Here is a 22,708-nt window from a genome sequence, read left to right as displayed (position 1 = left end):
TTACTGCGCCTGCACCCGCAGCTCAGCTGCGGAACGACTACGGTGACCCAACAGTGCTTTAACATCGCTGGACTTCGGTTTGACCAGCGCAAACTTCGCCGAGAAGGCCGGCCAGTTGGCCAGAATCTCTTCACCGCGCTGTGAACCGGTAAGCTGCACATGCTCGGTAATTAAACCGCGCAGGTGCTCTTCATGGATGGCCAGAGAGTCAACGTCCAGCACTTCTACCAGTTCAGAGTTCACGCGTTTACGGAAGTCGCCGTCTTCATCCAGTACGTAACCAAAGCCACCGGTCATGCCTGCGCCGAAGTTGACGCCGGTTTTGCCCAGCACGCAGACGATGCCGCCGGTCATATATTCACAGCCGTTGTCGCCGATACCTTCGACGACGGTGATAGCCCCGGAGTTACGCACTGCGAAACGCTCGCCCGCACGACCCGCAGCATACAGACGACCGCCGGTCGCGCCGTACAGACAGGTGTTGCCGATAATGCTGGCTTCATGGCTACGGAAGGCCGAGCCTACCGGAGGACGAATGGCGATCAGGCCGCCGGCCATCCCTTTACCCACGTAGTCGTTCGCGTCGCCGGTCAGATGCAGCTCAACGCCGCCGGCATTCCACACGCCGAAGCTCTGACCTGCGGTACCGCTGAAGTGGGCGGTAATAGGATCTGCTGCCAGGCCCTGGTCACCGTGGGTCTGGGCGATGTAGCCGGACAGCGAGGCTCCTACGGAACGGTCGGTATTGCGGATATCGAACCAGAACGTTTTGCTCTGCTTGCCGTCAACAAAGGGTTTTGCCTGCTGCAGCAGCTGCGCATTCAGGACGCCATTATCGAACGGCGGGTTGTTCTCCGTGCAGTACAGCGCTTTGCCTGGATGCGGCTCCGCGGTTTCCAGCAGCTTGCTCAGATCCAGCTTCTGCTGCTTGGCGGTAAAACCGTCCAGCTCTTTCAGCAGATCGGTACGGCCAATCAGATCCACCAGACGCTTCACGCCCAGCTGTGCCATCAGCTCGCGCGTTTCGCGGGCGATGAATTCAAAGTAATTGGTCACTTTAAACGGCAGACCGTGGTAGTGGTTCTTACGCAGTTTGTCATCCTGGGTTGCTACGCCGGTTGCGCAGTTGTTCAGGTGACAAATACGCAGATATTTACAGCCCAGCGCCACCATTGGTCCGGTCCCGAAGCCGAAGCTCTCAGCGCCGAGGATAGCCGCTTTGATGATATCGAGGCCGGTTTTCAGCCCACCATCGACCTGCAGACGAATTTTATGGCGCAGCCCGTTAGCAACCAGCGCCTGCTGGGTTTCTACCAGTCCAAGCTCCCACGGACATCCCGCGTACTTCACTGACGATAGCGGGCTGGCGCCGGTGCCGCCGTCGTAGCCGGCAATGGTGATTAAATCCGCGTAAGCTTTTGCTACGCCGGTGGCAATAGTCCCGACGCCCGGTTCAGAGACCAGCTTCACGGAGATCATCGCTTTCGGGTTGACCTGTTTCAGGTCGAAAATCAGCTGTGCCAGATCCTCGATCGAGTAGATATCGTGGTGCGGCGGCGGAGAAATTAACGTTACGCCAGGTACTGAATAGCGCAGTTTGGCGATATACGGAGTCACTTTATCGCCGGGTAACTGGCCGCCTTCGCCAGGCTTAGCACCCTGGGCGACTTTAATCTGGATAACGTCGGCGTTGACCAGATAAGCCGGAGTCACGCCGAAGCGGCCGGAGGCGACCTGCTTTATGCGCGACACTTTATTGGTGCCGTAGCGCGCCGGGTCTTCGCCGCCTTCGCCGGAGTTGGAGTTGCCGCCGAGGCTATTCATGGCTTCCGCCAGCGCTTCGTGCGCTTCCGGGCTCAGCGCGCCGATAGACATCGCCGCGGTATCGAAGCGTTTGAACAGTTCGCTCGCCGGTTCAACGTCGTCCAGGTTCACCGTGGTTCCGTCCGGGGTGACGGAAAGCAGGTCGCGCAGCGTTGCCGCCGGGCGCTCGTTAACCAGCTTCGCGTACTGCTGATAATCGCTGTACTCACCGCTTTGTACCGCTTGCTGCAGGGTGCGCACCACGTCCGGGTTGTAGGCGTGATATTCGCCGCCGTGAACGTATTTCAGCAGACCGCCCTGATCCAGCGGTTTACGCGCCAGCCAGGCACGTTTCGACAGATTCAGCAGATCCTGCTGGAAATCATCGAAGCCCGCGCCGCCGATACGGCTGACAACGCCCTGGAAGCACAGATCGGAGACTTCGCGATGCAGGCCGACCGCTTCAAACAGCTTCGAGCAGCGATAGGATGCAATGGTCGAAATCCCCATCTTCGACATGATCTTATACAGACCTTTGTTGATGCCGTTACGATAGTTCAGCATCACCGCGCGGTACTCTTTGTCGATGGCTTTATTATCGACCAGCTTCGCCAGGGTTTCATAGGCGAGGTACGGATAGATAGCCGTCGCGCCGAAGCCGAGCAGCACGGCAAAGTGGTGCGGATCGCGGGCGCTGGCGGTTTCGACAATAATGTTGGCATCGCAGCGCAGGCTCTTATCGACCAGGCGGGTCTGGATCGCGCCTACCGCCATCGGTGCCGGTACCGGCAGACGGTTTTTAGCGATGTTACGGTCTGAGAGCACCAGCAGAACGGTACCGTTACGCACCATCTGCTCGGCTTTATCGCACAGCGCCTTCACGGTTTCAGCCAGCGTGGTTTCGGCGGCATCAAAAGTGATATCCAGGACGTCGGCGCGATAGTGCTCCTCTTCCATGGTGGTCAACTGTTTAAAATCCGAGTACAGCAGAATCGGCGATTTGAAGCTCAGGCGATGCGCCTGGCCTTCCGCTTCACAGAAGACGTTCATTTCACGGCCGATGCTGGTGGCCAGCGACATAACGTGCGCTTCGCGCAGCGGATCGATCGGCGGGTTAGTGACCTGCGCGAACTGCTGGCGGAAGTAATCGTAAATGATACGCGGCTGGCTGGAGAGCACGGCAAATGGGGTATCATCACCCATTGAGCCGACCGCTTCCTGGCCATTTTCACCCAGTACGCGCAGGACGGAATCCAGCTCTTCGGCACTGTAGTTGAACTGTTTCTGATAGCTGGCGAGGGTATCATCGTCCAGCTGGCGGCTACCGACCTCTTCGTCCGGCAGTTCTTCGAACGGCACCAGACGACGGACGTTTTTCGCCATCCACTCTTTATACGGGTGACGGCTTTTCAGATCGTTGTCGGTTTCCGCGGAGTGCAGAATACGCCCCTCGCGGGTATCGATAACCATCAGTTCGCCTGGACCGACGCGGCCTTTTTCAACGACTTCATCCGGCTGATAATCCCAGATACCCACCTCGGATGCGCAGGTGATGAGCTTATCTTTGGTGATCACATAGCGTGCCGGACGCAGGCCATTACGGTCGAGGTTACAGGCGGCGAAGCGACCATCGGACATCACGATGCCCGCCGGGCCGTCCCACGGTTCCATATGCATGGAGTTAAAGTCAAAGAACGAGCGCAGCTCGGGATCCATATCCGGGTTATTTTGCCAGGCTGGCGGAACCAGCAGGCGCATTGCGCGAATGATGTCCATCCCGCCCGCCAGCAGCAGCTCCAGCATGTTATCCATAGAGCTGGAGTCAGAGCCGGTTTCGTTAACGAACGGCGCGGCGTCGTGGAGGTCAGGGATTAGCGGCGTCTGGAACTTATAGGTACGGGCGCGGGCCCACTGGCGGTTACCGGTAATGGTGTTGATTTCACCGTTGTGTGCCAGGTAACGGAAGGGCTGAGCCAGCGGCCAGCGCGGCACGGTATTGGTGGAAAAGCGCTGGTGGAACAGACAGATGGCTGACTCCAGGCGCAGATCCGCGAGGTCCAGGTAGAAGCGCGGCAAATCCGCCGGCATACACAGACCTTTATAAATGTTGACCAGGTTCGACAGGCTGCAAACGTAAAAATCTTTATCTTCCTGCAGACGCTTTTCGATACGACGGCGCGCGATGAATAAGCGGCGCTCCATGTCGCGCGGGCGCCAGCCAGCCGGGGCGTTAACAAAGATTTGTTCTATACGGGGCAGCGAGGAGAGGGCGATTTCACCTAGTACGCCTTCATTGGTTGGCACATCGCGCCAGCCGACGATAGACAGCGTTTCGCGCTGAAGTTCTTCTTCGACGATGCGGCGCGCCGCGTTTGCCAGTTCAGGATCCTTATTAAGGAACAGCATCCCAACGGCGTAATTTTTGGCTAAACGCCAGCCGCGCTCTTCCGCAACAATTCGGAAGAAACGATCGGGTTTTTGTAGCAGCAAGCCACAACCGTCGCCGGTTTTTCCATCGGCAAGAATCGCGCCGCGGTGCTGCATTCGGGCCAGTGCGTGTATAGCGGTTCGCACTACCTTGTGGCTAGGTTCGCCTTCTATGTGGGCGATCAGGCCGAAACCACAGTTATCCCTCTCAAGGGATTTATCGTACAACATATCAGTGAACCTCCCCAGGCTCTACGGGACTCCCTCCGATACCGATTGCGCACGGGCACAGAAAGAGCATGGCGACGGGGTTTACACCTCGCATTCGCCCTCTTTAAATCCTTTTCGCATCGGTACACAAGTTTGAGGACTTGCTGTTAAGAGGGAATCTCAATTACTGCATAAATATGATGAGCAGAGCGCTCATCCAGAAAGCTTCCAGCGGATTCCCAACTTATCGGGAATCCACACATACGTCAAATGGCAATCTTATTTATACAAAAATGTGCTATGCAACAGCTAATTAAATGATTTTTAAGAGAATAAATGCGTTTTAAATACTACTGAAACGTGCCCGGAGACAGAAACGAGTGTGATCTGTCTCACTGTATCGACGGCACGACATTATCTGTCTGTGCTGAATTGTTTTTTTATCGCAGTTTTTTAAACTGCTTTTAATTTATTTTTTGGTGGCTAATACTGTTTTGTGCCCGGGTAAAGATAATTGCCAATCAGCGGCTATGTATAAGGAAAAGTCATTACCCTGAACATGAATTAAATTGCAATTATCTTGATTGTTTATGCAATGAGGTAAGCGGCCGCGTTGACGATTGATCCAGGTCATCGCCGTCGGTAGCTAAAAATGGCAGGCTTGGCCCCTTTCTTAAGGCCGGTCTATCAGATTATGCAGTTACAAAAATTAGTCAACATGTTTGGTGGGGATCTTGCGCGCCGATATGGAGAAAAGGTTCACAAACTGACGCTGCACGGTGGATTTAGCTGTCCAAATCGCGATGGCACCATTGGTCGTGGCGGCTGTACCTTTTGTAATGTCGCTTCTTTTGCCGATGAAGAGCAGCAGCAGCATTCGATTGCTGAGCAGCTAGCCCATCAGGCGCAGCGGGTAAACCGGGCTAAGCGCTATTTGGCCTATTTCCAGGCCTATACCAGTACGTTTGCCGAAGTTCAGGTACTGCGCTCCATGTATCAGCAGGCAATCAGCCAGGCCAGCATCGTCGGGCTGTGCGTGGGCACCCGTCCGGACTGCGTCCCCGGAGCCGTATTGGACCTGCTGAGTGAGTATCGGGAGCAGGGCTACGAAGTATGGCTCGAGCTGGGTTTACAAACCGCGCATGATAAAACGCTGCACCGAATTAACCGCGGCCACGATTTTGCCTGCTATCAGCGAACCACCCGCCTGGCACGCGAGCGCGACCTTAAAGTGTGTAGCCACCTTATCGTGGGCCTGCCGGGCGAGGGACAGGGTGAATGCCTGGAGACCTTAGAGCAGGTAGTGGAGACCGGCGTAGACGGCATTAAGCTGCATCCACTTCATATTGTGAAGGGGAGCATTATGGCCAGGGCCTGGCAGGCAGGAAGGTTAAACGGTATTGCGCTGGACGACTATACGGTTACCGCAGGAGAGATGATCCGTCACACCCCTCCGGAAGTGATTTATCACCGTATCTCCGCCAGCGCGCGCCGCCCAACGCTGCTGGCGCCGCTGTGGTGTGAGAACCGCTGGACCGGGATGGTTGAACTGGATAAATACCTCAATGAACACGGCGTTCAGGGGTCTGCTCTCGGTCGCCGCTGGATCTCTCCATAGCAGGCGGATAACGTCATCGCTACGGCGCATTTATTTTGCTTTATCCTCTGAAAAAAAGTGGTGTGACCAACGTCACTGTCGTTAATATAAATCTGGTTATTTTATCTTGTATGGTAGTAGGCTATTACCGTTAATAATATTGAATCAGGTGATTTCGTATGCAAATGACAATGCGTTGGTTTGGGCCGGAGGAAGACAAGGTCTCTCTGGAATATATCCGCCAGGTTCCCGGCGTTGAAGGCGTGGTGGGGGCGCTCTATGATGTCGCGGTTGGTGAGGTATGGCCGCTGGAAAAAATCCAGCGCCTGGTAAATCAGGTTCATGATGCCGGGCTAAAAATGGAAGTTATCGAAAGCGTCAATATTCATGACGATATTAAAATAGGGCTGCCTTCCCGCGATCGCTATATTGCCAACTATCAACAGACTATCCGTAATCTTGCCCGGTTTGGCGTAAAAGTGATTTGCTATAACTTCATGCCGGTTTTTGACTGGATGAAGACCGATATGAACTATGTTCTGCCGGATGGCTCCCGGACGATGGCTTTTGAAAAAAAAGACATTGATAAGAGCCTGGAAGAGGTGGTGAAAGAGGTTCTGGATAACTCAAATGGTTTTGCGCTGCCGGGCTGGGAACCTGAGCGTCTGGCCAAAGTTCAGGAGCTGTTTGCGCAGTACAAAGATGTTGATGACAAGACGCTGCGGGAGAATCTGGTCTATTTTCTGAAGGCGGTTATCCCCGTCTGCGAAGAGGTCGGCGTGAAAATGGCTATTCATCCGGACGATCCGCCGTACTCTATTTTTGGCTTGCCGCGTATCGTGAAAAATCGCGACGATCTGGATTGGATCTGCCGGGCGGTAGATTCTGAGGCCAATGGCATCACGCTCTGCACCGGTTCAATCGCGGAAGATCCTGCCAATGACGTCTACTCGATTCTGGCCGAGTTTACACGGCGCAAGCGTATCCATTTTGCCCATGTGCGTAATATTAATCTTATTAAAGATAAAGACTTTTATGAATGCGCTCATCCGTCAGAATTTGGCTCTTTGGACATGTATAAAGTGATGCAGGCGCTCTATGACAATGGTTTTAGTGGCTATATACGCCCGGATCATGGACGTTTTATCTGGGGTGAAACAGGGCGGCCAGGTTATGGATTGTACGACCGTGCGCTGGGCGTGACCTACCTGAAGGGGCTGTGGGAAGCGCTCAGTAAACGCTAACGCTCGTTTTGTTCTCTTCTCTATTTCCGGCTGACGCCCGTTCAGCGTCAGCCGCGTAACTGCAATCCTTCCCGCATTTTTTGCACAACTTACAGCGTCTTGCTCAGAATTGAGTATTATTGTGCGAAGTTGTCGCGAAGGAATCCCTTATGAAGCAAATCCGTATGCTGGCGCAGTATTATGTTGACCTGATGATGAAGCTGGGTCTGGTGCGCTTTTCAATGCTGCTGGCCTTTGCGCTGGTGGTGCTGGCGATAGTTGTGCAGATGGCCGTTACGATGGTGCTGCATGGCCAGGTGGAAAGTATTGATGTGATCCGCTCCATCTTCTTCGGCCTGCTGATTACCCCGTGGGCGGTCTATTTCCTTTCGGTGGTGGTTGAGCAACTGGAAGAGTCCCGGCAGCGCCTCTCGCGGCTGGTAGAGAAACTGGAGGAGATGCGCGAGCGCGATCTCAAGCTGAATGTGCAGCTTAAGGACAATATCGCCCAGCTTAATCAGGAAATCGGCGAACGTGAAAAGGCGGAAGCGGAACGTGAAACGACGCTTGAGCAGCTCAAAATTGAGATGAAAGAGCGTGAAGAGGCGCAAATTCAGCTTGAGCAACAATCCTCTTTTCTGCGCTCCTTCCTTGATGCTTCTCCGGATCTGGTTTTCTATCGTAATGAAGATAAAGAGTTTTCCGGTTGTAACCGTGCGATGGAGCTTTTGACAGGCAAAAGTGAAAAGCAGCTTATCCATCTGAAGCCGCAGGATGTTTATACCGAAGAAGTGGCGGAAAAGGTGCTGGAAACGGATGAGAAAGTCTTCCGCCATAACGTCTCACTAACCTACGAACAGTGGCTGGATTATCCGGACGGGCGTAAGGCCTGCTTTGAAATCCGTAAGGTTCCTTATTACGACCGCGTAGGTAAGCGGCGCGGCCTGATGGGTTTTGGCCGCGATATCACGGAGCGTAAGCGCTATCAGGACGCTCTGGAGCGAGCCAGCCGAGATAAGACCACCTTTATCTCAACGATCAGCCACGAGCTGCGTACGCCGCTTAACGGCATTGTAGGGCTTAGCCGAATTCTGCTGGATACCGATTTGACCGGCGAACAGGAAAGATACCTGAAAACCATCCATGTCTCAGCGGTAACCCTTGGTAATATCTTCAATGATATTATTGAGATGGATAAGATGGAGCGGCGTAAAATTCAGCTGGACAACCAGCCGGTTGATTTTACCGGTTTCCTTGCGGACCTGGAAAACCTCTCCGGCCTGCAGGCGCAGCAGAAAGGCCTGCATTTTGTGCTGGAACCCACGCTTCCGCTGCCGCATAAAGTGATCACCGACGGAACGCGTTTACGCCAAATCTTGTGGAATCTTATTAGTAATGCGGTGAAATTTACTCCGCAAGGCGGGAATGTGAACGTCCGCGTGCGCTATGACGAGGGGAATATACTGCACTTCGAAGTGGAAGATTCAGGTATCGGCATCCCTGAAGCGGAGCAGGATAAGATTTTCGCCATGTACTACCAGGTTAAAGATAGCCAGGGCGGCAAGCCTGCGACGGGCACCGGTATCGGTCTTGCCGTATCACGTCGCCTGGCGCGAAATATGGGGGGGGATATCTGCGTTTCCAGCCTGCCGGGTAAAGGCGCGACATTTACCCTCACCGTACATGCTCCGGCCGTTGCGGAAGAGGTTGAAGATACGCTGGCGGAAGATGAAATGCCATTACCTGCGCTGAACGTGCTGCTGGTGGAAGATATTGAGCTAAACGTGATCGTTGCGCGATCGGTACTTGAGAAGCTTGGCAATAGCGTCGATGTGGCGATGACCGGTAAGGCTGCGCTGGAGATGTTCGTCCCCGGCGAATACGATCTGGTGCTGCTTGATATCCAACTGCCGGATATGACCGGCCTTGATATCTCTCGTCAGCTTAAACAGCGCTTTGCCGCCGACGAGCTTCCGCCGTTGGTTGCGCTTACCGCTAACGTACTGAAGAACAAGAATGAGTATCTGGAAGCGGGAATGGATGATGTCCTGAGTAAGCCGTTATCGGTTCCGGCATTAACCGCGATTATCAAAAAATTCTGGGATGCGCCGGAAGAAGAGGAGAATGAGATGCCATCTGTAGATAGCAGTAAATCGGCTTCAGTACTGGATATTCCGATGCTTGAGCAGTACATCGAACTGGTAGGGCCGAAGCTTATTTATGACGGTCTGGCCGTCTTTGAAAGAATGATGCCGGGCTATATGGCGGTTCTGGAGTCTAATTTAACCGCTCGCGACCAGAAAGGAATTGTTGAAGAGGGGCACAAGATTAAAGGGGCTGCGGGCTCGATCGGTTTGCGCCATATTCAACAGTTAGGTCAGCAGATCCAGACGCCGGATTTACCCGCATGGGCGGATAACGTTGGCGAATGGGTTGAAGAGATGAAATCAGAATGGCAAAGCGATGTCGCGGTACTGAAAGCGTGGGTCGCGGCGGCAGATAAAAAATGACCCCGGATAAACCGGGGTGCGCGAATACTGCGCCAACACCAGGGAACTGGACATTGCGCCAGAATCATTTAAGTGATTTTTTTACACGGCGCAACCTGAGGATTTGGCTTACTCGCTCATTAAGATAGCAAACCTTAAATATTTTGTTACGTGAAACAGTAAAATATGTGAAGCATAGCGAGTAAATCAAAATTTTTGACTGCTTTCATAAACTTGTACTAAGGGGCTGATGTGATGAAGAAAATTGGTGTCGTGCTGAGCGGATGCGGCGTTTATGACGGAAGTGAAATCCATGAAGCTGTCATTACCCTGCTGGCAATTGCCCGCAGCGGGGCTCAGGCCGTTTGCTATGCGCCGGATAAAGTACAAACCGATGTTATCAATCATCTGACCGGCGAAGCGCAGGCGGAAAGCCGTAATGTGCTGGTGGAAGCGGCGCGTATCGCGCGCGGAGAGATTCAGCCTTTGGCCAATGCCCGAGCGGATGAGCTGGACGCGCTGATTGTGCCCGGCGGTTTTGGCGCGGCAAAGAATCTCAGTAGCTTTGCCTCGCAGGGGAGCGAATGTGAAGTGGATAGCGATCTTAAAGCGTTGGCTCTGGCGATGCATCAGGCCGGTAAGCCGCTGGGCTTTATCTGCATCGCTCCGGCGCTGTTGCCGAAAATTTTCGCTATTCCGCTACGCGTGACCATCGGTACCGATCTCGATACCGCCGATGCGGTAGAGGAAATGGGCGCTGAGCACGTGCCTTGCCCGGTGGATGATATTGTAGTTGATGAAGATAACAAAGTGGTGACGACTCCGGCGTACATGCTGGCGCAGAACATCGCGGAGGCGGCGAACGGAATTGAAAAACTGGTCGCTCGCGTCCTGGTGCTGGCCGCATGACCCTCCGCTTTTCGCCGCTGCGGATGATGAAGCGTTTTGTTCTGAGGCTGCTGTTGGCTTGCGTGGTGCTTTGGGGCGGCGGAATTGCGCTGTTTAGTATCGTGCCCGTCCCTTTTTCGGCAGTGATGCTGGAGCGCCAGGTCAGCGCCTGGCTTTCCGGGAATTTTCATTATGTCGCCCATTCCGATTGGGTGGGGATGGATGAAATCTCGCCGTGGATGGGGCTTGCCGTTATTGCTGCAGAAGATCAGAAATTCCCGGAGCACTGGGGGTTTGATGTTTCGGCCATTGAGAAGGCGCTGGCGCATAACGAGCGCAATGACAGCCGGATCCGCGGAGCGTCAACGCTGTCGCAGCAAACGGCAAAAAACCTGTTCCTGTGGGATGGCCGCAGCTGGCTGAGAAAAGGGCTGGAGGCGGGGCTGACCGTCGGCATCGAGACGGTCTGGAGCAAAAAACGGATCCTCACCGTTTATCTCAATATTGCTGAGTTTGGCGACGGAACGTTTGGCGTAGAAGCCGCATCGCAGCGCTATTTTCACAAACCTGCCAGTAGACTGACGGCTGCAGAAGCCGCGCTTTTAGCTGCGGTTTTGCCCAATCCCATTCGCTTTCGCGCCGATGCGCCGTCGGGTTATGTTCACCGCCGTCAGGCGTGGATCCTGCGCCAGATGAGGCAGTTAGGTGGGGAAGGTTTTATGCGGGCGAATAAGCTACATCAATAAACTTGCTATCAGATCTCCCCGGTAAGCACCGCTGCAGCCGGGGAATACCTCTAGTCTTCATCAAACCCGGCGTTGAATAGCGCGATAACGGCGGCTAGCGCTTCAACCTCCTGCGGACCGTTGGCTTCAATCTCAATCTGACGGCCTTTAGCCGAGTCGAGCATCAGCAAGGCAATCACGCTATTCGCTTCAGCTTCAGTACCTTCATCATTGCGCAGCAGGACTTCAGCATCATAGTTCTGCATTAATTCAAACAGCTTCATCGCCGGGCGAGCGTGCATGCCCAGCTTATTGGTGATTTCAACGGTTTGCTTAACGGTCATGATTTGCGTTTTTCCAGCGTCCGATGACGGGACTGCACGTTCTTACCGCGTGAGCGGAAGTAGTCAGCCAGCTGTTCGGCGATATAAACCGAACGGTGTTTACCACCGGTACAACCAATAGCTACCGTCAGATAGCTGCGGTTATTGGTCTCCAGCATAGGTAACCATAGCTCAAGATAGCTGCGGGTCTGGTAAATGAAATTATGCACTTCCGTGTGCCGGTCGAGGAAAGCGGCCACGGGTTTATCAAGGCCGGTCATCGGGCGCAGCTTCGGATCCCAGTGCGGGTTCGGCAGAAAGCGCACGTCAAAAACGTAGTCGGCATCGATAGGGATGCCGTGCTTAAAGCCAAAGGATTCAAATACCATCGTCAGTTCGCGTTCGCGTTTGCCCAGCAAACGCGTGCGCAACATTTCTGCCAGCTCATGCACCGACATTTCAGAAGTATCGACGATCAGGTCGGCGCGGGAGCGCAGAGGTTCCAGCAGATCGCTCTCTTCATCAATGGCGCTTTCCAGCGACAGGTTTTTGCTTGATAGAGGATGTAAACGACGGGTGTCGCTATAGCGGCGAATCAGGGTGTTACGATCGGCATCAAGGAACAGCAGCTGAGGTGAAAACTCTGCGGGCAGATTTTTCATCGCCTGCTCGAAGATTTCCGGCGATTCGGGCATGTTTCGCACGTCAATACTGACGGCCGCCGAGATGTTTCTGTCGGCGAGCGAACGCGCCAGCTCTGGCAACAGCACAACCGGCAGGTTATCGACGCAGTAAAAACCCATATCTTCCAGCGCTCGCAGGGCGACGGATTTCCCCGACCCTGAACGGCCGCTGACGATCATCAGTACCATGTACCGTTTCTCCTCAGTACGAAAAAGAGTAAGGTGCGACTTCCGTTATGCCTCATTGTTGCTTCCCGCTTCAGTGATGATTTCATAGAGCTCTTCATCACTTTGTGCAGCGCGCAGACGGCGGCAAATAGTTTTATCTGCCAGGCGCTTCGCCACCAGCGAGAGCGTATGCAGATGCGTTTTAGTTTGATCGGCCGGGACGAGAAGGGCAAACAGCAGATCGACAGGTTGATTGTCGATAGCATCAAAGGCAATCGGGGTTTCCAGTTGAACAAAAACGCCCACGGCGCGCAGCGTATCCTCTTCGAGTTTACCGTGGGGGATCGCAATGCCGTTACCAATCCCGGTACTGCCCATTTTCTCACGGGTGAGAATCGCCTCGAACACCACCTGGGGCGCTAAGCCTAACTGCTTTGCCGCCAGCTCGCTGATGATTTCCAGCGCGCGCTTTTTGCTCTGGCAGTGAACCTGGCTACGGGTACATTCCTGGTTAAGGACATTGCTCAGTTGTAGAGCCGAATCGTTATTTATCATAATTTCACCTGAGCTCACCCTGGCCAACCGCCTGCAGGCGGTTGGCGTAGGCTATTGCCCGGACAATTAGTGTTGTTTCAGTTTATCTTTATGTTTTGTTAACTGTCTTGCCAGCTTATCGATAAGGCCATCGATAGCAGCATACATATCCTGCCCTTCCGCACTGGCATGGATTTCGCCACCGTTGACATGCAGATTGGCGTCCGCAATTTGCGTCACCTTCTCCACTTTTAACACAATATAGACCTGATTGATCCTGTCGAAAAACTGCTCCAGTTTGCTGAACTTCGCCGTCACGAAATCGCGCATGGCGGGAGTTATTTCGACGTTGTGTCCTGTAATGTTGAGCTGCATAGTGTCTTCCTTATCGGTTGGGTCAAACCAGCTGCTTGCGCTGATTCGACGGCGGGATGGATAAAGACTCTCGGTACTTAGCAACGGTTCGCCGCGCCACCATAATACCCTGATCGGACAGCATGGTGGTGAGCTTACTGTCACTCAATGGTTTCGCGGGGTTTTCCGCGGCGATTAATTTCTTCACCAGCGCGCGAATGGCCGTCGACGATGCTTCGCCGCCGCCTTCGGTGTTCACATGGCTGGAGAAGAAATACTTCAGCTCAAAAATACCGCGTGGACTGTGCAGGTATTTTTGCGTGGTAACGCGTGAAATAGTGGATTCATGCATTTCGACGGCCTGAGCGATATCCGCCAGCACCATCGGCTTCATAAACTCTTCACCTTGTTCAAAAAAGGCCTGCTGCTGTTCGACGATGCAGCGACTGACGCGCAGCAGGGTGTCGTTGCGGCTCTCCAGGCTCTTGATAAGCCAGCGGGCTTCCTGGAGATTGCTGCGGATAAACTGGCCGTCAGCATCATTGCGCGCGCTGTTACCCATTGCCGCATAGTGCTGATTGATCTTCAGGCGGGGAAGGCTATCTGAATTGAGTTCGACAACCCAACGATCGTGAACCTTACGCACCAGCACGTCAGGGATGACATATTCCGGCTCGCCAGTTTGAATCGACTGGCCCGGGCGCGGATCCAGCGATTGGATCAGATTCACCGCTTCCTTTAACACCTCTTCTTTCAGGCGGGTAACGCGCATCAGAGTACGGAAGTCATGGTTGGCCAGCAGATCGAGATGATCGCTGATGATCAGGCGAGCTTCATCAATCCACGGCGTCTCTTTGGCAAACTGTGAAAGCTGAACCAGCAGGCAATCGCGCAAGTCTTTCGCCGCCACGCCGACGGGGTCGAAACGCTGGATGCGCTTGAGCACCGCTTCAACTTCTTCAAGTCCGATTTCATCATCGCCAATACTTTCAACGATCTCTTCGACAGGAATAGTCAGGTAGCCCGTGTCATCAACGGCATCGACGATTGAGGTCGCAATGGCGCGATCGGTATCGGTAAATGGCGTGAGTTCAACCTGCCACATCAGGTAATCCTGCAGGCTTTGCGTGGTCTCGCCCTGATAGACGGGCAGTTCATCATCCTGATAATCGACGCCGTTGCCTGAAGGCGTTCCCGCGGTATAGATCTCATCCCAGCTGGCATCAAGCGGCAGCTCGTCGGGCATCTCTTTCTGCTCAAGGGCATCGACGGTATCCAGAGATTCGCGATCCTCGGCCTCTTTGGTTTCTACCTCATCGTGAAGATCGGTTTGCTCCAGCAACGGGTTGCTGTCCAGCGCCTGCTGGAGTTCTTGCTGGAGTTCTAACGTAGACAACTGCAGTAGACGAATCGCCTGCTGCAGCTGTGGCGTCATGGCAAGCTGTTGGCTTAGCCTTAATTGCAAACCTTGCTTCATATTCAGGGCCAATATCTCCGGCTAAAACGTCTGGAACCTCTACCCTATCAGAGTCTGAAGTCTTCCCCAAGATACACGCGCTTAACCTGCTCGTCTTCAAGGATTTGCTGTGGCGTACCGTGAGCAATCAGGTGGCCCTGGCTGACGATATAAGCGCGTTCGCAAACGGCCAGCGTTTCTCTGACGTTATGGTCGGTAATCAACACGCCGAGGCCGCTGTCGCGCAGGTGTTCAATAATACGTTTGATGTCGATAACGGAAATGGGGTCAACGCCGGCGAAGGGTTCATCAAGCAGGATGAATTTCGGATTAGCGGCCAGCGCGCGGGCGATTTCAACGCGGCGGCGTTCACCACCGGAGAGCGCCTGACCGAGACTGTCGCGCAGGTGCTCAATGTGAAACTCTTCCATGAGCTCTTTCGCGCGATCTTCACGCTGTTCGGTGCTCAGGTCGTCGCGAATCTGCAATACCGCCATCAGGTTATCGTATACGCTCAGGCGGCGAAAAATAGAGGCTTCCTGAGGGAGATAGCCGATTCCGCGACGCGCGCGCGCGTGCAGCGGCAGCAGGCTAATATCTTCGTCATCGATGATAATGTTCCCTGCGTCGCGCGGTACGATGCCAACGACCATATAGAAGGTGGTCGTTTTACCGGCGCCGTTTGGGCCGAGCAGGCCTACAATTTCGCCCGAGTTCACGGTCAGACTGACATCTTCCACGACGCGGCGGCCTTTATAGGCTTTAGCAAGGTTCTTTGCAGTTAATGTTGCCATAACGAATTACTTACCTTTCTTTGACTGATCGCCACTTTTGTCCTGCAGCTGCGAAGGAACCAGAACCGTGGTCACGCGCCCGCCTTTATTGCTGAAAGCCTGCATTTTTTGTTCTTTCACCAGGTAAGTGATTTTGTCACCCTGGATATTGCTATCGACCTGCTCCAGATGCGCATTGCCGGTCAGGACGACAAAGTCATTTTGCAGTTCATAATGCATTTTCGACGCGCGGCCTTTCACCGGCTTGCCGTTGTCCTGCATCTGGTAGAAGGTGGCAGGGTTACCGTAGCCATCGATAACCTCTTTACCTTTTTCGCCGCCAGGACGGGTCACAACGACTTTGTCGGCATTGATTTTGATGGTTCCCTGAGTGACGACAACATTCCCCGTAAAGGTCACGACATTGCCCTGCATATCCAGCGACTGCTGATCGGATTCAATGTGAATCGGCTGATCGGTATCACCCGTCTTTGCCTGAGCCGACAGGCTGGCCGCCAGTAAGGCGCTGGCGAGCGCAATCTTAAGGCTGAGTTTGTTTGTTCTGAATTTCATATGAGGTTCTAACCTTTTCAATCAGCTCGGCATTTTTGCTGCGCAGGTTCCCGCGCATTTTCAGGCCGCTGGAATTAAATGTTGTTCCGTACAACGTCACCATGTCATCGGAGGTAACATCCTGCGTCACCAGGTTTATCTGGGCGTTATCCGTCGTAATTTTGCGCAGTTGAGAGTCAGCCGACAGCGCATCGACTTCAACGTGCCCGTAAAGATACAGCATGCGATCATTGGTCAACTTAGCTTTATCCGCTTTGATAGACCAGGTTGGTGCTTTATTCGTATCAAAGGTGGTCATCACCGGTTTGGCAAACCACGACAGCTGCTGCGCGGAGAAGTACTCCACGTGTTCAGCGATGAGCCGGTAGTTAAGCGCCCCCTCGGGACTATACACGACGGTATCGGTATGTTCGCTGGTATACGTTGGGTCATCAGGATTGATCGCTTGCTGGGTCGTATCGTCCGTACTCGCCAGGTTCAGGCCGATCAGAATCAGCGCGACCAGCGACAGTAAAATGATAACCCAACGTCTGGTTTTACTCATATAGATTGCCCTTTGGCCTCATCCAGCTTGCCCTGCGCCAATAGTAGCAAATCGCATACTTCCCGTACCGCTCCGCGACCGCCGTTAATACGCGTGACGTAATCCGCGCGCGGGAGCAGCAACGGATGCGCATCGGCTACCGCTACACTTAAACCCACTTTAGCCATCACCGGCCAATCAATCAGATCGTCGCCAATGTAGGCGACTTCATCAGCATCAACGGCCAGCTTATTCAATAGTTCATGGAACGCCAGCAGCTTATCGGACTGCCCCTGGTACAGATGCCTGATGCCCAGCGTTTGGCAGCGATCTTCCACCAGTTTAGCTTTTCGCCCGGTAATTATCGCCACTTCAATATCTGAAGTCAGGGCGCAGCGGATGCCGTAGCCATCGCGCACGTTAAACGCTTTCAGCTCTTCACCGTTATTGCCCATGTAGATAACGCCGTCGGACAGAACGCCGTCCACATCAAGTATGAGTAAACGGATTTTTGCCGCCCGGTCAATAAAGTCCTGGCTCACCGGCCCATAGCAGGTCGCGATCAGGGCATCAGCATTATTCATTATTTTTTCCTTACTTACACTACGCCCGCGCGCAGGAGATCGTGCATATGTATCACACCTACCAGGCGGTCGCCATCGGCAACCAGCACACAGGTGATATGACGGGACTGCATCAGGTTGAGCGCATCAACGGCCAGAGTGCCGGGACGGATACGGATACCGCCTCGCGTCATCACCTCGGCAATGCTGGCGTTACGCATATCAATACCGGTATCAAATACGCGGCGCAAATCGCCATCGGTGAAGATGCCGATGATATTCATCTCATCATCGCAAATGGCAGTCATGCCTAAATTTTTGCGCGTGATTTCCAGCAGCGCATCGCGCAGCGTAGCCTCCAGGCTCACGTGCGGAATTTCATCACCGGTGTGCATGATATCATTGACCCGCAGCAGTAGCTTACGGCCCAGCGCGCCGCCGGGATGTGATAGCGCAAAATCCTCTGCGGTAAAACCGCGGGCTTCCAGCAGCGCTACGGCAAGCGCATCGCCCATGACCAGCGCGGCGGTGGTGCTGGATGTCGGAGCCAGCCCTAACGGGCAAGCCTCTTTGGGCACCTTTACGCACAGATGAATATCCGCCGCGCGCGCCATGCTGCTGTCCGGTCGGCTGGTGATACAAATCAGCGACACCTGCTGGCGCTTAAGCACCGGGATCAGGGCGAGGATTTCGTTTGATTCGCCGGAGTTGGACAGCGCAATCACCACATCGCAGGGGGTGACCATACCCAAATCGCCGTGCGCGGCCTCTCCGGGGTGAACGAAGAAAGATGAAGTACCGGTGCTGGCAAACGTCGCCGCCATTTTTCGCCCGATATGGCCGGATTTGCCCATCCCCATCACCACAACTTTACCGTTACAGCGGAAGATGGTCTCACAGGCACGGGTAAAATCTTCATTAATATATTGATCGAGCTGGGCCAGACCTTCACGTTCAATTTCCAGAACCTCACGGCCTGCCCGTTGAAAGTCAAAATCCGCTGGCAAATCTGTTTGCGACATAATGTTATCCCGAATCATTCAACGAAGAGCGGCGCTGTCCAGTACAGCATCGCTAACCAAAGCATAAAACCGCCAACCAGCAGGGCGCCGGCAAGGCGACCTGGCTGCTGCTTACGGCGCCAGCACAGCGCAGCGAAGATCAGGCTGACCAGCAGCATAACGCCATAGTCGCGGGTAAAGGCCTCGGCGGCAAAGGTACCCGGCGCAATCAGCGCGGGGAGCCCGAGGACCAGTACAATATTCAGAATATTAGCGCCAATGATATTGCCGATGGCGATATCGTTCTCGCCTTTGCGCGCACCGGCAATGGCGGTAGCCAGCTCGGGCAGGCTGGTGCCTATCGCGACGACCGTTAAGCCGACGGTCAGTTCGCTGATGGCAAAAAAGTTCGCCAGAACCGTGGCGTTATCAACGACCATTCGCGTGGCCATCGGCATCACTATCATCGCGACGCCCAACCAGAGCAGCGCGACGGGAAGCGAACCCTCCCGCGGCAGCTCCGCCAGCTGTTCGCGGGTCAGGCTGTCGTTCCCCTGACGCTCTGCCAGGCGGGCGATTTTAATGGTAAACAGCAGCCATAATATGGCCAGCGCCAGCAAAAAAAGGCCGTCTATCCGCGTGAGCTGCCCGTCGTACAGCACGAATCCCGCCAGTAAACTGACCAGCAACATTAACGGCAATTCGCGGCGCAGGATATCAGAATGCACGGTAAAAGGTTGAAACAGAGCCGTGAGGCCGAGGATCAGCAGGATGTTAGTGATATTCGATCCGAGAGCCGTTCCGATCGCTAAATCGGTTTGCCCATGCAGAGAAGCGGCGGCGGAAACGATCGTTTCCGGTAAGCTGGTTCCGATGCTTACCACTGTCATGCCAATAATCAGGGGAGGGATCCCCAGCATACGGCAGAGTATTGAAGCGGCGTAGACCAGACGATCGGCGCTGTAGACAACCAGCAATAAACCAATAATTAACAGAGCCGTCGCTAAGAGCATCTAAAGTCCTTTATTCAGGTATAATCGTCGCCTCGCTGGCCGTCCGTAGGCAGCGTAACGAATTCTTAATTTTGACTTTATGTGTGCCAAAAGTAAAACAAATGCCAGCTTTCGCTAACCTGGGCAGGTAAGATTCTGTAAAAATGTTGGGTTTGTGGTGAAAGAAAGCGCCATGCTTAGCCCGAAGGGTGTCTAGTAAGGATGATTTTATGAGCCAGAGTTTGGCGAATCTAGTCGAAGTGCGCGGTATTCGCTTCTCGCGGGGCGATCGCGTGATCTTCGATGATATCTCGCTATCGGTACCCCGCGGAAAGATCACCGCGATTATGGGGCCATCAGGGATCGGCAAAACCACCCTGTTACGCCTGATCGGCGGCCAGATCCCGCCGGACAAGGGCGAGATCCTGTTTGATGGTGAAAACGTACCGCAGATGTCGCGCTCGCGCCTGTACACCGTGCGCAAGCGTATGAGCATGCTGTTTCAATCCGGCGCGCTGTTCACCGACATGAACGTGTTTGATAACGTCGCCTATCCGCTGCGCGAGCATACTCGTCTGCCGGAAGCGCTGCTGCACAGCACGGTAATGATGAAGCTGGAAGCCGTCGGCCTTCGCGGAGCCGCTAAGCTGATGCCTTCCGAACTTTCGGGGGGGATGGCGCGCCGTGCTGCGCTGGCGAGGGCGATTGCGCTGGAACCTGATCTCATCATGTTCGATGAGCCCTTTGTCGGACAGGACCCCATTACGATGGGGGTACTGGTGAAATTGATTTCTGAACTCAACAGCACCCTGGGTGTCACCTGTATCGTAGTTTCGCATGATGTGCCGGAAGTGCTCAGCATTGCGGACTTTGCGTATATTGTGGCGGACAAAAAAGTCGTGGCGCATGGGAGCGCGCAGTCGCTGCGTGAAAATGCCGATCCTCGCGTTCGTCAGTTCATTGATGGTATCGCTGACGGCCCGGTGCCGTTCCGCTATCCGGCGGGTGATTATCATCATGATTTATTGGGTAAAGGGAGTTAAGCGACTCATGTTGTTAAATGCGCTAGCCGCGCTCGGGCATCGCGGTATTAAAACTATCGCGACGTTCGGGCGTGCTGGATTGATGCTCTTCAACGCTGTTGTGGGCAAGCCTGAGTTTCGCAAGCATGCGCCGCTGCTGGTACGCCAGCTGTATAACGTTGGCGTGCTGTCGATGCTGATCATTATTGTATCGGGGTTGTTCATCGGTATGGTGCTGGGTCTGCAGGGCTATCTGGTGTTAACCACCTATAGCGCTGAAACCAGCCTCGGCATGCTGGTGGCGCTGTCGCTGCTGCGTGAACTGGGGCCGGTTGTTGCCGCGCTGCTGTTTGCCGGACGTGCCGGTTCGGCATTGACGGCCGAAATTGGCCTGATGCGCGCCACTGAACAGCTCTCCAGCATGGAGATGATGGCGGTCGACCCGCTTCGCCGCGTGATTTCACCGCGTTTCTGGGCCGGGGTGATTTCACTGCCGTTACTAACCATTATTTTTGTGGCGGTCGGCGTATGGGGCGGTTCGCTGGTTGGGGTTAACTGGAAGGGCATTGATGCCGGCTTCTTCTGGACGGCGATGCAAAATGCCGTCGACTGGCGGATGGATCTGGTCAACTGCCTGATTAAGAGTCTGGTTTTCGCCATTACGGTAACATGGATCGCGTTATTTAACGGTTATGACGCTATCCCCACTTCCGCCGGGATTAGCCGGGCGACGACGCGTACGGTAGTACATGCGTCGCTGGCGGTTCTGGGGCTGGATTTTGTGCTGACTGCGCTGATGTTTGGGAATTGAGTTCATGCAAACGAGAAAAAATGAAATCTGGGTTGGGGTATTCTTACTGGTTGCGCTGCTGGCGGCGCTGTTTGTCTGCCTGAAGGCGGCAAACGTGACCTCTATACGTACTGAACCGACCTACCGGCTCTATGCCACTTTTGACAATATCGGCGGTCTGAAAGCGCGCTCACCGGTGCGAATTGGCGGCGTGGTCGTAGGACGCGTGGCGGATATCACCCTCGATCCTAAAACCTACCTGCCTCGCGTGGCTCTCGATATTGATGAGCGCTATAACCATATCCCCGATACCAGCTCGCTGGCGATCAGAACTTCCGGTCTGCTGGGCGAACAGTACCTGGCGATGAACATCGGGTTTGAAGACCCTGAGCTGGGAACGGCTATCCTTAAAGATGGCGGCACCATTCAGGACACCAAATCCGCCATGGTGCTGGAAGATTTGATAGGCCAGTTCCTCTACAACAGTAAAGGTAGTGACAATAAGAATTCTGGCGATGAACAGGCTGCTGGAGAGAGTCATACTGACGCTACGCCGCCTGCCGGCACGACGCATTAATTTCAGGAGAGAGAAGACATGTTTAAACGCTTACTAATGGTCGCCATGCTGGTGATTGCCCCATTGACTGCGGCTACCGCCGCGGACCAGTCCAATCCGTATAAGCTGATGAACGAAGCGGCGCAGAAAACCTTCGACCGCCTGAAAAACGAGCAGCCGAAGATTCAGGCTAACCCGAACTACCTGCGCGAAATCGTCGATCAGGAATTGCTGCCGTACGTTCAGGTAAAATACGCCGGTGCGCTGGTGCTGGGGCGTTATTACAAAGAAGCGACCCCGGCGCAGCGTGAAGCCTATTTTGCCGCCTTCCGTGAATATCTGAAGCAGGCCTACGGCCAGGCGCTGGCGATGTACCACGGTCAGACCTACCAGATAGCGCCGGAGCAGCCTCTGGGCGATGCGACTATTATCCCTATCCGCGTCACGATCCTTGACCCGAATGGCCGTCCGCCGGTGCGCCTGGATTTCCAGTGGCGTAAAAATACCCAGACCGGCAACTGGCAGGCGTACGACATGATTGCGGAAGGGGTGAGCATGATCACCACCAAACAAAATGAGTGGAGCGACCTGCTGCGCACCAAAGGCGTTGATGGTCTGACGGCGCAGCTGAAGGCAAGCTCCGCGCAGCCGATTACCCTGGAACAGAAAAAATAATGACCGGGCAGCTGAGCTGGGCTCGCGATGGTGAGACGCTGGCGCTGCGCGGAGAGCTGGATCAGGATCTCCTGGTCCCGCTGTGGGATGCACGCGCTCAGGCGACGGATGGCGTGTCGGCAATTGACCTGAGCGCAGTGACCCGCGTGGATACCGCCGGACTGGCGCTATTGGTGCATTTTATCGCGCTGATTCGTCGGCAGGGTCGGGAAGCGAAATTGATCGGTAAGAGTGAAAATCTGCAAACCCTGGTCAGGTTATATAACCTTCCTGCTGATATGATCCCATAAATTTTTCAGTGCCTTACTGCTGAAGCTATTCTGAAAGCCCCATCAAACTTTTCGATGGGGCTTTTTGCTT

At 54.3% G+C, this 22,708-nt stretch carries 22 protein-coding genes; 10 read left to right on the top strand and 12 right to left on the bottom strand.

Annotated elements, in window-relative coordinates; all coding sequences use genetic code 11:
• On the bottom strand, positions 1 to 4,461 hold the full coding sequence (gltB, locus tag ABLV11_RS19815) for a glutamate synthase large subunit (RefSeq protein WP_004106181.1): 4,461 nt from the start codon (positions 4,459 to 4,461) through the stop codon (positions 1 to 3).
• Positions 4,462 to 5,134: 673 nt separating this feature from the next.
• Between gltB and ABLV11_RS19810 the strand changes: the two genes are divergently transcribed.
• The 5 genes from ABLV11_RS19810 (at position 5,135) to mtgA (ending at position 11,383) form a co-directional block, all read left to right on the top strand.
• On the top strand, positions 5,135 to 6,058 hold the full coding sequence (locus ABLV11_RS19810) for a TIGR01212 family radical SAM protein (RefSeq protein WP_126489594.1): 924 nt from the start codon (positions 5,135 to 5,137) through the stop codon (positions 6,056 to 6,058).
• Positions 6,059 to 6,216: 158 nt separating this feature from the next.
• A complete protein-coding gene (gene uxuA / locus ABLV11_RS19805; protein ID WP_004106177.1) occupies positions 6,217 to 7,281 on the top strand; it encodes a mannonate dehydratase in 1,065 nt (354 codons plus the stop codon).
• A 149-nt stretch (positions 7,282 to 7,430) separates the two neighbouring features.
• Positions 7,431 to 9,770, top strand: coding sequence for an aerobic respiration two-component sensor histidine kinase ArcB (gene arcB / locus ABLV11_RS19800; protein ID WP_004106175.1), 2,340 nt, complete (start codon positions 7,431 to 7,433; stop codon positions 9,768 to 9,770).
• A 234-nt stretch (positions 9,771 to 10,004) separates the two neighbouring features.
• The gene (elbB, locus tag ABLV11_RS19795) at positions 10,005 to 10,658 is read left to right on the top strand and encodes an isoprenoid biosynthesis glyoxalase ElbB (RefSeq protein ID WP_004106173.1); all 654 of its coding nucleotides are present in this window, start codon (positions 10,005 to 10,007) and stop codon (positions 10,656 to 10,658) included.
• Positions 10,655 to 11,383 carry a monofunctional biosynthetic peptidoglycan transglycosylase gene (mtgA, locus tag ABLV11_RS19790; RefSeq protein WP_004106171.1) on the top strand — a complete coding sequence of 243 codons (729 nt, stop codon included), beginning with the start codon at positions 10,655 to 10,657 and terminating at the stop codon, positions 11,381 to 11,383. Before elbB ends, mtgA begins: the two co-directional genes overlap by 4 nt.
• Positions 11,384 to 11,433: 50 nt before the next feature.
• On the opposite strand, the gene npr is transcribed toward mtgA, so the two are convergent.
• From npr to ABLV11_RS19735, 11 genes are all read right to left on the bottom strand, one after another.
• Entirely contained in the window at positions 11,434 to 11,706 is a 273-nt protein-coding gene (gene npr, locus ABLV11_RS19785; protein ID WP_004106170.1) for a PTS phosphocarrier protein NPr, read from the bottom strand.
• Positions 11,703 to 12,557, bottom strand: a complete 855-nt coding sequence (rapZ, locus tag ABLV11_RS19780) for an RNase adapter RapZ (protein ID WP_004106169.1) — start codon at positions 12,555 to 12,557, stop codon at positions 11,703 to 11,705. The genes npr and rapZ overlap by 4 nt, the downstream gene beginning before the upstream one ends.
• Before the next feature lie 45 nt (positions 12,558 to 12,602).
• On the bottom strand, positions 12,603 to 13,091 hold the full coding sequence (gene ptsN / locus ABLV11_RS19775; RefSeq protein WP_004106168.1) for a PTS IIA-like nitrogen regulatory protein PtsN: 489 nt from the start codon (positions 13,089 to 13,091) through the stop codon (positions 12,603 to 12,605).
• A 66-nt stretch (positions 13,092 to 13,157) separates the two neighbouring features.
• Positions 13,158 to 13,445, bottom strand: a complete 288-nt coding sequence (hpf, locus tag ABLV11_RS19770) for a ribosome hibernation promoting factor (RefSeq protein WP_004106167.1) — start codon at positions 13,443 to 13,445, stop codon at positions 13,158 to 13,160.
• A 22-nt stretch (positions 13,446 to 13,467) separates the two neighbouring features.
• On the bottom strand, positions 13,468 to 14,901 hold the full coding sequence (rpoN, locus tag ABLV11_RS19765; RefSeq protein ID WP_004106166.1) for an RNA polymerase factor sigma-54: 1,434 nt from the start codon (positions 14,899 to 14,901) through the stop codon (positions 13,468 to 13,470).
• A 47-nt stretch (positions 14,902 to 14,948) separates the two neighbouring features.
• Positions 14,949 to 15,674 carry an LPS export ABC transporter ATP-binding protein gene (lptB, locus tag ABLV11_RS19760; protein WP_004106165.1) on the bottom strand — a complete coding sequence of 242 codons (726 nt, stop codon included), beginning with the start codon at positions 15,672 to 15,674 and terminating at the stop codon, positions 14,949 to 14,951.
• 6 nt (positions 15,675 to 15,680) lie between these two features.
• Positions 15,681 to 16,226: a lipopolysaccharide ABC transporter substrate-binding protein LptA gene (lptA, locus tag ABLV11_RS19755; protein ID WP_004106163.1), complete on the bottom strand. Its 546-nt coding sequence runs from the start codon at positions 16,224 to 16,226 to the stop codon at positions 15,681 to 15,683.
• The gene (gene lptC / locus ABLV11_RS19750; protein ID WP_004106160.1) at positions 16,195 to 16,770 is read right to left on the bottom strand and encodes an LPS export ABC transporter periplasmic protein LptC; all 576 of its coding nucleotides are present in this window, start codon (positions 16,768 to 16,770) and stop codon (positions 16,195 to 16,197) included. The genes lptA and lptC overlap by 32 nt, the downstream gene beginning before the upstream one ends.
• Positions 16,767 to 17,333 carry a 3-deoxy-manno-octulosonate-8-phosphatase KdsC gene (gene kdsC, locus ABLV11_RS19745; RefSeq protein WP_004106158.1) on the bottom strand — a complete coding sequence of 189 codons (567 nt, stop codon included), beginning with the start codon at positions 17,331 to 17,333 and terminating at the stop codon, positions 16,767 to 16,769. Before kdsC ends, lptC begins: the two co-directional genes overlap by 4 nt.
• Positions 17,334 to 17,347: 14 nt before the next feature.
• Entirely contained in the window at positions 17,348 to 18,352 is a 1,005-nt protein-coding gene (gene kdsD / locus ABLV11_RS19740) for an arabinose-5-phosphate isomerase KdsD (protein WP_004115845.1), read from the bottom strand.
• Positions 18,349 to 19,326: a calcium/sodium antiporter gene (locus ABLV11_RS19735; protein ID WP_004106154.1), complete on the bottom strand. Its 978-nt coding sequence runs from the start codon at positions 19,324 to 19,326 to the stop codon at positions 18,349 to 18,351. The genes kdsD and ABLV11_RS19735 overlap by 4 nt, the downstream gene beginning before the upstream one ends.
• 209 nt (positions 19,327 to 19,535) lie before the next feature.
• On the opposite strand from ABLV11_RS19735, the gene mlaF reads away from it, so the two are divergent.
• The 5 genes from mlaF to mlaB are packed head-to-tail and all read left to right on the top strand — an operon-like array spanning position 19,536 to position 22,638.
• On the top strand, positions 19,536 to 20,348 hold the full coding sequence (gene mlaF / locus ABLV11_RS19730) for a phospholipid ABC transporter ATP-binding protein MlaF (RefSeq protein WP_004106152.1): 813 nt from the start codon (positions 19,536 to 19,538) through the stop codon (positions 20,346 to 20,348).
• Positions 20,349 to 20,355: 7 nt separating this feature from the next.
• Positions 20,356 to 21,138, top strand: a complete 783-nt coding sequence (mlaE, locus tag ABLV11_RS19725; RefSeq protein WP_004106151.1) for a lipid asymmetry maintenance ABC transporter permease subunit MlaE — start codon at positions 20,356 to 20,358, stop codon at positions 21,136 to 21,138.
• Positions 21,139 to 21,142: 4 nt separating this feature from the next.
• The gene (mlaD, locus tag ABLV11_RS19720) at positions 21,143 to 21,694 is read left to right on the top strand and encodes an outer membrane lipid asymmetry maintenance protein MlaD (protein WP_004106149.1); all 552 of its coding nucleotides are present in this window, start codon (positions 21,143 to 21,145) and stop codon (positions 21,692 to 21,694) included.
• Positions 21,695 to 21,712: 18 nt separating this feature from the next.
• Positions 21,713 to 22,348: a phospholipid-binding protein MlaC gene (gene mlaC, locus ABLV11_RS19715; RefSeq protein WP_004106146.1), complete on the top strand. Its 636-nt coding sequence runs from the start codon at positions 21,713 to 21,715 to the stop codon at positions 22,346 to 22,348.
• A complete protein-coding gene (gene mlaB, locus ABLV11_RS19710) occupies positions 22,348 to 22,638 on the top strand; it encodes a lipid asymmetry maintenance protein MlaB (protein WP_004106144.1) in 291 nt (96 codons plus the stop codon). The genes mlaC and mlaB overlap by 1 nt, the downstream gene beginning before the upstream one ends.
• Positions 22,639 to 22,708 lie beyond the last annotated feature (70 nt).

Source organism: Klebsiella sp. GW_Kp181, assembly GCF_040062315.1.
Taxonomy (GTDB): Bacteria; Pseudomonadota; Gammaproteobacteria; order Enterobacterales; family Enterobacteriaceae; genus Klebsiella; species Klebsiella oxytoca.
Note: the sequence above shows the minus strand (reverse complement) of the source record. Positions and strands in the feature narration are given on the sequence as shown.